The organism is Actinomadura sp. WMMA1423 (assembly GCF_006547145.1).
Lineage (GTDB): Bacteria > Actinomycetota > Actinomycetes > Streptosporangiales > Streptosporangiaceae > Spirillospora.
Map to the genome: position 1 here is coordinate 7,128,265 of NZ_CP041244.1, position 11,993 is coordinate 7,140,257.

Below are 11,993 nucleotides of genomic sequence, written 5' to 3' on the forward strand. Positions count from 1 at the left end.
TCATGAACGAGCTGACGATTCCGCAGTTGGTGGCGCGGGCGGCGAACGAGTACCCGGAGACCGAGGCGGTCGTGGACGGGGACGTCCGGGTCACCTACGCCGAGCTCCGCGAGCAGGTCCGCCAGGCGACGGGGGCGTTCGTCGGGGCCGGTGTGGAGCCGGGGGACCGCATCGCCGTCTGGGCGCCGAACGGCCTGCGCTGGATCGTCACCGTGCTCGGCGCGCTCGGCGCGGGCGCGACGCTCGTCCCGCTGAACACCCGCTTCAAGGGCGACGAGGCCCGCTGGCCGCTCTCCAGGTCCGAGGCGAAGATCCTGTTCGTGGAGGACGGGTTCCTCGACATCGACTATCCCGCCATGCTCGGCGTGGGCGAAGCCGGCGTCCCCGGGCTGCCCGCGCTGCGGACGGTCGTCACCTTCAACGGTCCCGCCCGCCCGGGTGTGACCACCTGGGACGACTTCGCCGCCAAGGCCGCCTCCGCGGAGGAGGCGGACGCGAGGGCGGGCGCCGTCCGCCCGGAGACCGTCGCCGACATCCTGTTCACGTCCGGGACGACCGGGAGGCCGAAGGGCGCCGTGGTCTCCCACGAGCAGAACGTCCTCACCTACCGGGCGTGGACGGACCGCACCGGCGTGCGGGCCGGCGACCGCTACCTCATCGTCAACCCGATGTTCCACTCGTTCGGCTACAAGGCGGGCGTGCTGGCATGCGTGATGCGGGGCGCCACGATGGTGCTCCAGCGCACCTTCGACGTCCCGGAGACGCTGCGGCTGATCGAGCAGGAGAGGATCACCGTCCTGCCGGGGCCGCCGACCATCTACACCGCGCTCCTGCACGCCCCCGGCCGGGAGGAGCACGACCTGTCGAGCCTCCGGCTGGCCGTGACCGGCGCGGGGGACGTGCCCGTCGCGCTGGTGCGGCGCATCAAGGCCGAGCTGTTCCCGCAGGTCGTGACCGCGTACGGGCTGACCGAGTCGTCCGGGACGGTCACGGCCTGCTCGGTGGACGACGATGACGAGACCATCGCCACCACCTCCGGCCGGGCCATCCCCGACGTCGAGGTCGCGATCGTCGACGAGAAGGGCGAGCGGGTTCCGGCCGGGACCGACGGCAGGATCCTCGTCCGCGGCTACAACGTCATGAGGGGCTACCTGGACGACCCGGAGGCGACCGCCGAGGCGGTCCGCGACGGCTGGCTCGACACCGGCGACCGCGGGCGCCTGGACGAGCGCGGCAACCTCACCATCACCGGGCGCACCAAGGAGATGTTCGTCGTCGGCGGCTTCAACGTGTACCCGGCCGAGGTCGAGAACGTCCTCGCCCGCCACGACGCCGTCGCCGAGTCGGGCGTCGTCGGCGTCCCGGACGAGCGGATGGGCGAGGTGGGGCGCGCCTACGTCAGGCTCCGCCCCGGCGCCGCGGCGACCGAGGACGAGCTGGTCGCGCACTGCCGGGAGCGGCTCGCGAACTTCAAGGTCCCCCGGGAGGTCGTCTTCGTGGACGACCTCCCGAAGACCGCGTCCGGCAAGATCTGGCGCGTGAAGCTCAAGGAGCGGCCCTAGAGCGCGGCGATGACCCGCGCCCTGTGCTCGGCCACCGTGCCCCACGCCGAGTACAGGGCCCGCGCCTTGCGGATCCACAGCGACGGGTCGTACTCGTCGGTGTAGCCGATCGCGCCGTGCACCTGGAGCGCGGTCTTGGCCATCCCGTAGGACGCCTCGGACGCGGCGACCTTCGCGGCGGACACGTCCCGCGCGAAGTCCGGCGTCCCGTACGACAGCGCCGCCCCGAACACCAGCGGCCGGGCGAACTCCAGCTCGACCATCGCGCTCGCCAGATGGTGCTTGACCGCCTGGTACTCGCCGATCGGTCGCCCGAACTGCTGCCGCGTCCTGGCGTACTCGACCGACACCTCCAGCAGCGCCTGCCCGAGCCCCACCTGCTGCGCCGCGCACAGCAGCGCGCCGAGGTCGGTGAACCCCGCGCCCTCGGGAACGCGGAACAGCCGCCGCGCCGGGTCGAGCGACCGGGCGGCCTCGCCGGTCGCCTTCCGCTCGACACCGTCTGCGGTGAGCACCAGGTCGGCGACGTCGGCGTCCAGCGCGTAGGGGACGGCGAGCGTCACGACCGCCTCGCCCTCGGCGACGCGCGGCAGCCACGGCGACCCGGCCAGCAGCTCGGCGGCGGCGAGCGTCTCCACGTAGGGGCCGGGCGCGGCGGCCCGCCCGAGCTCCTCCGCGGCGACGGCGAGCTCGACCGGCAGCAGCCCGGCGCCGCCGGCCTCCTCCGGGACGGCCACCGCGAACGCCCCGGCCTCGGCGACCGCCGACCACAGCGCGCGCCCCGGCCCGGAGTCCCCGGCCGCCCACGCGCGTGCCGCGGCGCCGGCGCCGCCCAGCACCTTGCGCAGCGTCTCGCCGAACATCCGCTGCTCGGCGGAGAGAACGAACTTCACCGCGACCCCCTCGGCAGGCCGAGCAGCCGCTCGGCGATCACGTTGCGCTGGATCTCGTTCGTGCCCGCGTAGATGGGGCCGGCCAGCGAGAACACGTAGTTCTCCAGCCACTCCGACTCCAGCTCGCCGTCCGGGCCGAGAAGGTCCAGCGCGGTCTCGTGCAGCGCCACGTCCAGCTCCGACCAGAACACCTTGTTCAGGCTCGACTCCGCGCCGATGTCGTCGTCCCGCGAGACCGTCTCGAACCCCTTGAGCCGGTAGGCCCGCGCCCTGATCCAGGCGTCCGCGACCCGGTCGCGCAGCGCGTCGCCCGAGGCGTCCGCGCGCTCCTTCCACAGCTCGACGAGCCGCTCGGCCGCCGCGGTGAACCGTCCGGGGCTGCGCAGCGTGAGGCCGCGCTCGTTGCCCGCCGTGGCCATCGCGACCCGCCAGCCGTCCCCGGGCGCGCCGATGACGTCCTCGTCGGGGACGAAGACCCGGTCGAGGAACAGCTCGGCGAACGCGGGCTTGCCGTCCAGCCGCCCGATCGGGCGGACCGTCACGCCCTCGGCGTCCAGCGGGAACATCAGGTAGGTGAGCCCCTTGTGGCGGGACGACTCGGGATCAGAACGGAACAGCCCGAAACCCCGGTCGGCGAACGCGGCCCGCGAGCTCCACGTCTTCTGCCCGTCCAGCAGCCAGCCGCCGTCGGTGCGGGTCGCCGTCGAGCGGAGGGCGGCCAGGTCGCTGCCCGCGCCCGGCTCCGACCACGCCTGCGCCCAGATCACCTCGCCGGCCGCCATCGGGGGCAGGATCCGCGCGAGCTGCTCGGGCGTGCCGTGCTTGAGCAGCGTCGGCGCCAGCAGGTTGATGCCGTTCTGGCTGACCCGCCCCGGCGCGGCCGCCGCGTAGTACTCCTCCTCGAAGACCAGCCATCGCAGGACCGAGACGCCGCGCCCGCCGTACTCCTCCGGCCAGGACACCACGCCCAGCCGCGCCGCGCCGAGCGTCCGCTCCCACTCCCGGTGCGCCGCGAACCCCTCCGCGGTCTCCAGCGACGGCAGCGGCTCGGCCGGGACGTGCGTGCGCAGCCAGTCCCGCACCTCGGCGCGGAACTCCTCGTCCGCCGCCCCGAACTCAAGATCCATGCGTCCCTCTTTCTAACAACTGTTTGGTAGAGTAGCCCTCCTCGTGCGCTCCCGCGCCCCCCTCCCGCCCAGTGAGATCCGCGCCGGACCGACCCTTCCGGAACGGCCCGCGCCGACTTAGGATCGCGCCCTAGAATCGCGTTCGGAATCCGCGGAGGGCCCATGGCGAGGATCGTCGACCACGGCACCTGGAAGCTGGGGCCCTCGGACGAGGGGCTGCACGAGCCCGGCCCCGAGCCGCTGTGGAACGAGTCCTACTACTTCGACTTCGCCGCCCTCGACGGCTCTCTCGCGGGCTACGTCCGCCTCGGCCTGTACCCCAACTGGGACCGCGCCTGGTACTGGGCCGCCCTGGTGCGTCCCGGCCGTCCGCTCGTCCTCCTCCGCGACAACGACGCGCCGCTGCCCGAGCCGGGAACGGCCGACGTCCGGACCGCGGACTACACCGCGACCCAGCTGATCAGCGACCCCTTCGGCCCGGTCCGGGTCACCCTGGACGGGACCGCGTCCGTCCTGCCGGATCCGGCCATGGCCTACGGCGACCTCACCACCGCCGAGACCACGGACCTCTCCTTCGACCTGCGCTGGGACACCGCCGGCGGCGTCTACCCGTACAAGGACATCCCGCGCTACGAGATCCCGTGCACCGTCTCAGGCCTGGTCAGCGTGGGCGGCGAGAAGATCGCCGTCGACGCGCACGGGGAGCGCGACCACAGCTGGGGCGAGCGCGACTGGTGGAAGGTCTCCTGGCTCTGGACGTCCGGCCGCCTCGGCGACGGCACCTTCGTCCACGGGATGCAGGCCAACATCGGCGTCCCGCTCCCGTGGCCGTGCTTCGCCGTCCCGCCGGGCGGTGAGATCGAGCACCGCGACGGCTTCTCCGCCCGGACGGCCTTCGACGGCGGCCTCCCCGCCCGCTCGGACCTCCGGTTCCCGGGCGCCCCCATGACCGTGACCCCGCTGGCCTTCGCCCCCGTCGCCGTCACCTCTCCGGACGGCCGCGAGGCCCGCTTCCCCCGCGCCCTGTGCCGCTTCGAGACCGAGGACGGACGAACCGGCCACGGCTGGACCGAATGGCACCAGCCGCCCGGCTGGGAGGACCACGGCTGGACCCACCTCGCCGGGGAGCCCGCGTGACCGGCCCGCTCTCCGGCGCCGCCGCGCTGACCGCGACGTGGCTGACCGGCGCGCTCGGAACCGAGGTGGCCGCCGTCCGGACCGAACCGGTCGGCACCGGCCAGGTCTCCGACAGCCTCCGCCTGCACCTCGCCTACGCCGGCGACACGGCCCTCCCGCCCACCATGGTCGCCAAGGTCCCGGCGGCCGACCCGTCCAGCCGCGCCGCCGCCCGCGCCATCCGCACCTACGAGGTCGAGGCGAGCTTCTACGCCGAGATCGCGGACCGCCTCGACGCCGGCATCCCCGCCTGCTACCTCTCCGCCTACGATCCCGAACTCGACGAGTACGCCGTCCTCCTGGCCGACCTCGCGCCCGCCCGTCCCGGCGACCAGCTCGCCGGGATCACCCCCGAGGAGGCCGCCGCGGCGATCAGCGAGATGGCCGCCTTCCACGCCGCCGGCTGGGGCGACCCGGCCCTGGCCGCCCTGCCCTGGCTCAACCGGTACGACGCCGACTCGGCCGCCTTCACCGCCGCGATGGTCGCCGGCCTCTACCCCGGCTTCAAGGACCGCTACGCCGACGATCTGGAGCCCGAGGTCATCGCCCTCATCGAGGACTTCATGCCGTCCATCGGCGCCTACCTGGCCGCCCGCGAAGGCCCGCTGACCCTCACCCACGGAGACTTCCGCGCCGACAACCTCCTCTTCGGCGGCCCGCGCACCGCCGTCCTGGACTGGCAGACCTGCGCCTACGGCCCCGGCCCGGCCGACCTGTCGTACTTCCTCGGCTCCAGCCTCCCCATCGAGACCCGCCGCGCCCACGAGAAGGACCTCGTCCACCGCTACCACCAGGCCCTGACCGCCCACGGCATCAGCCTCACCTGGGACGACTGCTGGACCGCCTACCGCCTCCACGCATTCCACGGCATCGTCATGGCCATAGGCGCCTCCATGCTCGTCGAACGCACCCCGCGCGGCGACGAGATGTTCCGCACCATGACGACCCGCCACGCCCACCACGCCCAAGACCTGGCCGCCCTGACCCTCACCCGCTGAGAGCGCGGGTCGTGGGGGGCTAAGCCGACTTGTGGGCCATCCCGCCCCACAGGGCGGCGGGGGCGGATCCTTCGAGGTCGGAACGAGGGCGCCACCGCGGGACCTGGACGACGCCGGGCTCGACGAGGTCCAGCCCGCGGAAGAACCCGGTGACCTGCTCGCGGTCGCGCAGCGTCACCTTCTCCGCCGAGTCCTTGTTCATGGCCCGCGCGAACGCGGCCATCTCCTCGGGGAAGATGTCGCTCGCGGTGTGGGACACCACCAGGTGACTGCCCGGCGGCACGGCGGCCATCAGCGTGTCCGTGATCCCGTACGGGTCCGCATCGTCCGGAACGAAGTGGAGTACGGCGATGAGCATGACCGCCACCGGCCGGCTGAGATCCAGCGTGCGGGAGGCCTCCCGCAGAATCCTGCCGGGCTCGCGCAGGTCGGCGTCGATGTAGTCGGTCGCGCCCGAGTCGGTGCTCCGCAGGAGCGCCTCGGCGTGGGCCAGCACGATCGGATCGTTGTCGACGTAGGCGATCCGGCTCTCGGGCGCGATCGCCTGAGCCACCTCATGGGTGTTGTTGGCCGACGGCAGCCCGGTACCGATGTCCAGGAACTGGCGGATCCCGGCCTCGGCGACCAGGTACTCCACCGTCCGCGCCAGGAACGCGCGGTTGGCCCGCACGGACTTGACCGTGCTCGGGAACGCCTTCAGGCCGGCCTCGGCGGCCGCCCGGTCGGCGGCGAAGTTGTCCTTGCCGCCCAGCCAGACGTCGTACACCCTGGCGGGATGCGGAACGCTCGCATTGAACCGGGAGAGCCTCTCTTCACCGGATGACTCTCCGGCCTGATCCGACGCCACGAACGTCTCCTCGTTCACCGCCATTGAAATTGCTCGAACCACCCTATATCTGCCATACCTCCCAAGTACTCCAGTCATGTCGTCGCGACGTGGCTCTCTGGCAGGGCCGTGGCGCAGGCTCTCGCTTGCGGGTCGGCCTACGCGGAAGCTTAATCAGAACACGATCTGATAACCTGACGGTATGAGCGGCACGCCCCATCCAGACTCGGTCACGTTCTCTGACCTGTCCCGCAATCCACGGGCCGTCGCGGAGCGGGCCTCCAGGCTGGGACGAGTGCGCGTCACGCATCGTGATGCGCATGACTTCTACCTGACGGCCGCCGATCGCGAAGAGCGACGTGATGAGACGCTGGCCACCGCTTCTAAGATCTTCATCGCCCTCATGAAGCACGACCCGGGCGCACGCGAGTTGCTGCTCGCCATGCCCGACGTGTTCCCCTGGGTGCGCCACCTCAGCACCGAAGAGGTTCGCGCGTTCACTCTGGAGTTGGTCGAGGCGCTCTCGGACGCCGCGGAACTCGATCTTGATGCGCCCATCAGCGAGGTGATCGCCGGTTGGCGGGCGACCGCCCGTATCAAGGCCGATCCTCAGCAGCGTGAAGAAGCGGTGCGGGCTACGAGCGGCGACTTCGGTCGGGTGGAAGTCCACCCATGAGTCCCAAACCGGGGGGACCGGGTCACGGTTCCGCCTCCGGACGGCCAGTGGGATGTGCGGTTCGGCACGAGCGAGGCAGTACGTGGCTGGGACGAGTTGTGTCGGCTTGCCTTGGCCAACACCCAGCGATGCTTCGAGATGCTCCGTTCCGAGCCGCGCTCCCGCGCCAACCACGGACGCCAGCACCGGCTTCGCGGAGAGCTTGCGACTCACAGGCACAATGGCCGTGACCTGGAACAGTGGGAGTACGAGGTCACCAGCGGCGGTCGCGTGCGCTATGTGATCGACGACGAGAAGCGCACAGTGTGGCTCGTCTATGCGTCGCCTCGTCATCCGAAGGACACCGAGAGTTGAACCAGTGACCTGTTGACATGGTCAGGTGCGGTCTGTGCCCTTGAGAAACTCTCGGACTCGCTCGGGGATGTCGGCGGGCTCGATCCCCAGTTCGGCCGTGCGCTGCCGTCCGTAGGCATGAAGGTCGCGCAACTGCTCGGCAAGCATGACCGACCTCATGACGCGGTAGGTCGCGCGCAAGTAGGCGGACCGGTTTCCATCGCCGAAGTAGCGGGTGAGTTCATTGAGGACGGGCCGGTCTTCGGCCTGGACGGAGAACCCGAGTGTCCGCGCCTTGTCGTGATGGCTCGGGGCCTTGCTCATTGGCATCTGGGCAGTGCCCGTTAGGCCGGGTGTCGGCTTCGCGTCCTGGGTAGTAGTCCGGCTCATCGCGGGGTGGGGGAGTAGGCCGGGGCGGATGCGGTGTCGAGGTGGCGGACGAGGAGTTCGGTGGTCTCCTGGAGGTCGATGAGGGGGCGTCGGACGTAGCGGTGCGGGGTGGACCACCAGCAGAAGGTTCGGCGGTGGACCCACACGTTGAGGTCGGTGAGCATGAGGACGGACATGCCGTCTTCGGAGGTGTTGCGCGTCCCGGTGAAGCCGCGGCGGGTGAGGTTGAGGAGCAGGTGTTGTGCGGCCGTCCCCGGGTGGACCCTGTAGTGGAGGCCGGGCCAATCGCGGGGCAGGGGTAGCGCGAACCAGACCGCCTTGCCGCGGGCGGAAGCGGGGTTGACGCGGGATCGTGTCGGTGCGCTGCCCCAGTCGGCGGTGACCTCGCGGACGAGTTGCAGACCCTTGCCGTGCTCGTCCAGTAAACCGGCCCTGGAGGTATGCGGTGTGGATGTCCGCGCGCCGTCGAAGACGGAGACGATGAGCTGAGGGGCCGGGACGGTCCGCGCCCAGATCCACAGTTCCGGCGGGGTCGGCGGCCGGTCGCTTCGCGCGGTCCCGGCGTGCCGCAGCGCGTTGGTCGCGGTCTCGGACACCGCGAGCCTCCCGTCCTCGATCACGTCCCGGTCGAGCTTCAGCTCGGACATCGTCTGGTCGACGAGGCGCCGCGCCGCCGCCGGCCCGCTCTCGTCCTCGGGCAGCCGCCACGCGCACAGCCCCCCGGTCACCAGCCCCCACGCCCCCTTGACCTCCATCGCACTTCCCCCCGTCAGTCCGTTTCGTCACCAGCCGTAGCGATTCAGGGCAGGCGGGAACCTCTTGCGCTTGATCGCTTTCGGTGACCTCATGCTCGCTGATAGTGTTGCTGGCAACAGATTGATGTGCAACGTTTCACTTCAAGACGTTTCAAGATTCTTTCGGGATGGTCTCGAACGGCCACGGGAGGTTCCGCTCATGACGGAAAGAATGGAGACATTCCGCGGCAGGCAACTTCGCCGGGAACTGCTACGTCTGCGAGAGGTGGCCGGCTTGTCTATGGAGGACGTCGCGCAGCGACTCGACTGGTCCAAGGCCAAGATCTCCCGCATCGAGACCGGGCGGTCCCGAGTCACGCCGAGCGACGTGCGTCTCCTGGTGGAGGAGTACGGCTTGCCGGACGGGCAGGAGCGCCAAGCGCTGATGGACCTGGCCCGGAAGGCGCGCAAGCAAGGGTGGTGGCACAACTACTCGGACGTCATCGCAAGCCCGTACGTCAGCTTCGAGGCCGAGGCCTCAGAAGTGAGGACCTACCAAAGCCAGTTGGTGCCCGGACTGCTCCAGACTGAGGGCTACGTTCGGGCGCTCCTGTCCGCGGTTCGTCCGGCCCTCCCGCAGAACGAGATCGACCGACGGGTCGAGGCCCGCGCGACCAGGCAAGAGAGACTCGGTGAGCAGGACGCACCCCACCTGTGGGCCATCCTGGACGAGGCGGTGTTCCATCGGCTCGTCGGCGGCCCCGACATCATGGCTGGTCAGCTCGACCGGCTCCGCGAGGTGGCTGGCCTCCCCAACGTGACGCTCCAAGTTCTGCCGTTCAGCGCCGGATCACACTCGGCGATGGGCGTCCCCTTCGTGATACTGGACTTCGATGGCCCAGCCCCGGTAAGCGCGATCTACCTGGAACACCTCACGGGTGAGTTGTATCTTGACGAAGCGGCGGACCTGTCCCGCTACGGGTTGGTTTTCGACTACCTCCGAGCCAAGGCGACCGACCCGGAGGAGGTCGTCCCCATGATCGATGTCGTCGCATCCCGGTTGTGATCTAGAGAGGGCTCAGGTGAAGAGCGCAGACATGGGACGCGTTGCGTGGCGTAAGAGTTCCTACAGCCAGCCCACCCAGTCGGATTGCGTTGAAGTCGCGCGGGTGGGGGCGGCGAAGGCCGTACGGGACTCCAAGAACCCGGACGGTGGCGTCCTGGCCTTGGAGTGCGACGTGTGGGCGGCGCTGGTGGGGCAGATCAAGCGAGGCGCATACGACCTCTGATCCGACTTGGTAGCACGCGGTACCCCAGGCCGAGGTGCGGAGTGAACCGGCGCGGATTCCTTTGGCGTCCGCGGTTCAGCGGGCGGTGGGGGAGCCGCAGCATTTCTTGTACTTGCGGCCTGAGTCGCACCAGCAGGGGGCGTTGCGTTCCGGAGGCCAGTCGAGGGTGGGGGCGCCTTCGGTGATGCGGTCCATGAGGTGGTCGGCGCGGGTCTCCTGGTCCTTCGGGTCGCGGTCGTGGTCACTGGCGTACTTGAGAAGGTCGTCCACGGTCGTGGGGAGGATGCGAAGTCTGGACCCGCCGATCTGGTCGCTGGAGGTGCGCCAGCCGCGCTCGACGTCGCGGAAGTAGGCGGACGTGTCGGTGAGGGCCATGCCCTGGACGAGGCCCTCGGCGAAGGCGCGTTCGACGTCCGATCGGACGAAGAACGAGCCCGCGCTCGGTCGGGAGGGGGCCGCGGCTCTTTCCAGGAGCTCGGTCATCTCGGCCTGCTCGTCCTCGGTGTGGAGGTCGAGGGCATCGGGCGGGAGGCCCATCGCTTGCCGCACACGCTGACGTCCCCGTAGCTCCGGCCTGTAGAACAGTTTGGCCTCGCCGAGTTCCCCGTCGTCCGTCATGAGGTCCCTGCACGCGATGTTGAACCAGGTGAGAGCCTCTTCGAGGCGTCCCTGCTCTTCGAGGAACTCCGCGATCAGCTGGGCCGGCCCCGGGTGTACATGGGCGCGGCCGAGCCGGATGATCTCCGCTTCCGCCTCATCGGTACGGCCGAGGTCGGTGAGCAGAGAGATCTTCTCCGCGGCGGCGAACTCGGCGTCCTCGCCCTCCTCCGAGGCGATGACGCCGTCGTAGATCCGCAGTGCCCGGTCGGGCTCGCCGGCTCGGGACCACTGCCCGGCCGCCTCGATCAGGATCTCCGCCCTCTCCTCGGGGTACTTCGCGGCGTCGTGTTCGAGCCTCTCGGCGAGATGCCGCGCTGGCTGCCTGGAGTCGGTCACCGGGGCACCGTATAGCGCCAGGCGGCCAGATCGGTGGGGAAGTCGGTGAGAGGGCGTGTTCCCGGGTGTTGCCGTGGGCGCGCGTCTCCGACCCGATGGGGTCGCGGTTGGATAATGGGGCTGGGCCCTCTCGGTGTGGGTCAAGCGCGCTGCACGCGACGTGTGGCAAAGTGACCTGGCTCAGGGGAGTGGCTCGGGATTCGTGGGAGGGGCGTGTGGTCAGCGAGAACACTGACAGGCTGGCGGTGCTCATCGACGCCGACAACGCCCAGCCCGCGAACGTCGAGGCGTTGCTCGCCGAGGTCGCGAAGTACGGCACCGCGCACGTCAAGCGCGCCTACGGCGACTGGACCGGGTCCAGCCTGCGGGGCTGGAAGGAGCACCTGCTCGACCAGTCGATCCAGCCGGTCCAGCAGTTCGCCTACACCAGGGGCAAGAACGCCACCGACGCGGCGATGGTGATCGACGCGATGGACCTGCTGTACTCCGACCGCTTCGACGGTTTCTGCATCGTCTCCAGCGACAGCGACTTCACCCGCCTGGCCGCGCGCATCCGCGAGTCCGGCCTGACCGTGTACGGGTTCGGCGAACGCAAGACGCCCAAGCCCTTCGTGGCGGCGTGCGACAAGTTCATCTACATCGAGAACCTGCTGTACGACCAGAGCCCCATCACCCCGACCGCCGCGACGCTCAAGCCGGCGCCTCCCACCTCGGCCGCCAAACTGAAGCAGGACACCGCGCTCGTCAACCTGCTCCGCAACGCCGTGGAGGCGGCGTCCGACGAGGACGGCTGGGCCGCCCTGGGGCCCGTCGGCCAGATCATCACCAAGCAGCGTCCCGAGTTCGACTCGCGCAACTACGGCTACACCAAGCTCAGCGAGCTGATCGCCGCGACGACGCTGTTCGTCCTGGACCGGCGTGGTCCCGGCGAGGCGAACACCATCTATGTCCGCGACAAGCGCAACCAGGACAAGAAGGCGGGCTCCTAGCCCC

General features: G+C 70.3%; 13 protein-coding genes. 7 read left to right on the top strand and 6 right to left on the bottom strand.

The features are described from left to right. The first annotated feature begins 2 nt into the window (after window positions 1-2). Entirely contained in the window at window positions 3-1,562 is a 1,560-nt protein-coding gene (locus FKD65_RS33110) for a FadD3 family acyl-CoA ligase (protein ID WP_141582246.1), read from the top strand. Here the strand turns inward: FKD65_RS33110 and FKD65_RS33115 are convergent. After that, window positions 1,559-2,455, bottom strand: a complete 897-nt coding sequence (locus tag FKD65_RS33115) for an acyl-CoA dehydrogenase family protein (protein ID WP_141582249.1) — start codon at window positions 2,453-2,455, stop codon at window positions 1,559-1,561. The two genes, FKD65_RS33110 and FKD65_RS33115, sit on opposite strands and share 4 nt — an antisense overlap. Beyond that, window positions 2,452-3,582 (bottom strand): acyl-CoA dehydrogenase family protein, encoded by a 1,131-nt coding sequence (locus FKD65_RS33120; RefSeq protein ID WP_141582251.1) that lies wholly within the window; start codon window positions 3,580-3,582, stop codon window positions 2,452-2,454. The genes FKD65_RS33115 and FKD65_RS33120 overlap by 4 nt, the downstream gene beginning before the upstream one ends. A 162-nt stretch (window positions 3,583-3,744) precedes the next feature. Between FKD65_RS33120 and FKD65_RS33125 the strand changes: the two genes are divergently transcribed. Both FKD65_RS33125 and FKD65_RS33130 read left to right on the top strand, forming a co-directional pair. Beyond that, window positions 3,745-4,719, top strand: a complete 975-nt coding sequence (locus FKD65_RS33125; RefSeq protein WP_141582253.1) for a hypothetical protein — start codon at window positions 3,745-3,747, stop codon at window positions 4,717-4,719. Continuing rightward, on the top strand, window positions 4,716-5,756 hold the full coding sequence (locus FKD65_RS33130; RefSeq protein ID WP_168221267.1) for a phosphotransferase: 1,041 nt from the start codon (window positions 4,716-4,718) through the stop codon (window positions 5,754-5,756). The genes FKD65_RS33125 and FKD65_RS33130 overlap by 4 nt, the downstream gene beginning before the upstream one ends. Window positions 5,757-5,775: 19 nt before the next feature. On the opposite strand, the gene FKD65_RS33135 is transcribed toward FKD65_RS33130, so the two are convergent. Beyond that, window positions 5,776-6,621, bottom strand: coding sequence for an SAM-dependent methyltransferase (locus FKD65_RS33135; protein WP_368367155.1), 846 nt, complete (start codon window positions 6,619-6,621; stop codon window positions 5,776-5,778). A 163-nt stretch (window positions 6,622-6,784) separates the two neighbouring features. On the opposite strand from FKD65_RS33135, the gene FKD65_RS33140 reads away from it, so the two are divergent. After that, window positions 6,785-7,258 (top strand): hypothetical protein, encoded by a 474-nt coding sequence (locus FKD65_RS33140; RefSeq protein WP_141582260.1) that lies wholly within the window; start codon window positions 6,785-6,787, stop codon window positions 7,256-7,258. A 375-nt stretch (window positions 7,259-7,633) separates the two neighbouring features. Here the strand turns inward: FKD65_RS33140 and FKD65_RS33150 are convergent, their stop codons facing one another. Continuing rightward, a complete protein-coding gene (locus tag FKD65_RS33150) occupies window positions 7,634-7,915 on the bottom strand; it encodes a hypothetical protein (protein WP_141582264.1) in 282 nt (93 codons plus the stop codon). Window positions 7,916-7,977: 62 nt separating this feature from the next. After that, window positions 7,978-8,736 carry an anti-sigma regulatory factor gene (locus FKD65_RS33155; protein ID WP_141582266.1) on the bottom strand — a complete coding sequence of 253 codons (759 nt, stop codon included), beginning with the start codon at window positions 8,734-8,736 and terminating at the stop codon, window positions 7,978-7,980. 211 nt (window positions 8,737-8,947) lie between these two features. On the opposite strand from FKD65_RS33155, the gene FKD65_RS33160 reads away from it, so the two are divergent. Next, window positions 8,948-9,781, top strand: a complete 834-nt coding sequence (locus FKD65_RS33160; RefSeq protein ID WP_302931622.1) for a helix-turn-helix transcriptional regulator — start codon at window positions 8,948-8,950, stop codon at window positions 9,779-9,781. 31 nt (window positions 9,782-9,812) lie between these two features. Then, window positions 9,813-10,004 carry a DUF397 domain-containing protein gene (locus FKD65_RS33165; RefSeq protein WP_141582270.1) on the top strand — a complete coding sequence of 64 codons (192 nt, stop codon included), beginning with the start codon at window positions 9,813-9,815 and terminating at the stop codon, window positions 10,002-10,004. Window positions 10,005-10,079: 75 nt separating this feature from the next. Here the strand turns inward: FKD65_RS33165 and FKD65_RS33170 are convergent, their stop codons facing one another. Further along, window positions 10,080-11,000 (bottom strand): SEC-C domain-containing protein, encoded by a 921-nt coding sequence (locus FKD65_RS33170; RefSeq protein WP_141582272.1) that lies wholly within the window; start codon window positions 10,998-11,000, stop codon window positions 10,080-10,082. Window positions 11,001-11,215: 215 nt separating this feature from the next. Between FKD65_RS33170 and FKD65_RS33175 the strand changes: the two genes are divergently transcribed. Next, window positions 11,216-11,989 carry an NYN domain-containing protein gene (locus FKD65_RS33175; protein WP_141582274.1) on the top strand — a complete coding sequence of 258 codons (774 nt, stop codon included), beginning with the start codon at window positions 11,216-11,218 and terminating at the stop codon, window positions 11,987-11,989. Window positions 11,990-11,993: the final 4 nt, after the last annotated feature.

What these genes read in the sequence shown, in the direction of transcription:
- FKD65_RS33110 (WP_141582246.1), top strand. Translation starts at nt 3, where the DNA reads ATGAACGAGCTGACGATTCCGCAGTTGGTGGCGCGGGCGGCGAACGAG.
- FKD65_RS33120 (WP_141582251.1), bottom strand. Translation starts at nt 3,582, where the DNA reads ATGGATCTTGAGTTCGGGGCGGCGGACGAGGAGTTCCGCGCCGAGGTG.
- FKD65_RS33125 (WP_141582253.1), top strand. Translation starts at nt 3,745, where the DNA reads ATGGCGAGGATCGTCGACCACGGCACCTGGAAGCTGGGGCCCTCGGAC.
- FKD65_RS33140 (WP_141582260.1), top strand. Translation starts at nt 6,785, where the DNA reads ATGAGCGGCACGCCCCATCCAGACTCGGTCACGTTCTCTGACCTGTCC.
- FKD65_RS33150 (WP_141582264.1), bottom strand. Translation starts at nt 7,915, where the DNA reads ATGAGCAAGGCCCCGAGCCATCACGACAAGGCGCGGACACTCGGGTTC.
- FKD65_RS33155 (WP_141582266.1), bottom strand. Translation starts at nt 8,736, where the DNA reads ATGGAGGTCAAGGGGGCGTGGGGGCTGGTGACCGGGGGGCTGTGCGCG.
- FKD65_RS33160 (WP_302931622.1), top strand. Translation starts at nt 8,948, where the DNA reads ATGGAGACATTCCGCGGCAGGCAACTTCGCCGGGAACTGCTACGTCTG.
- FKD65_RS33165 (WP_141582270.1), top strand. Translation starts at nt 9,813, where the DNA reads ATGGGACGCGTTGCGTGGCGTAAGAGTTCCTACAGCCAGCCCACCCAG.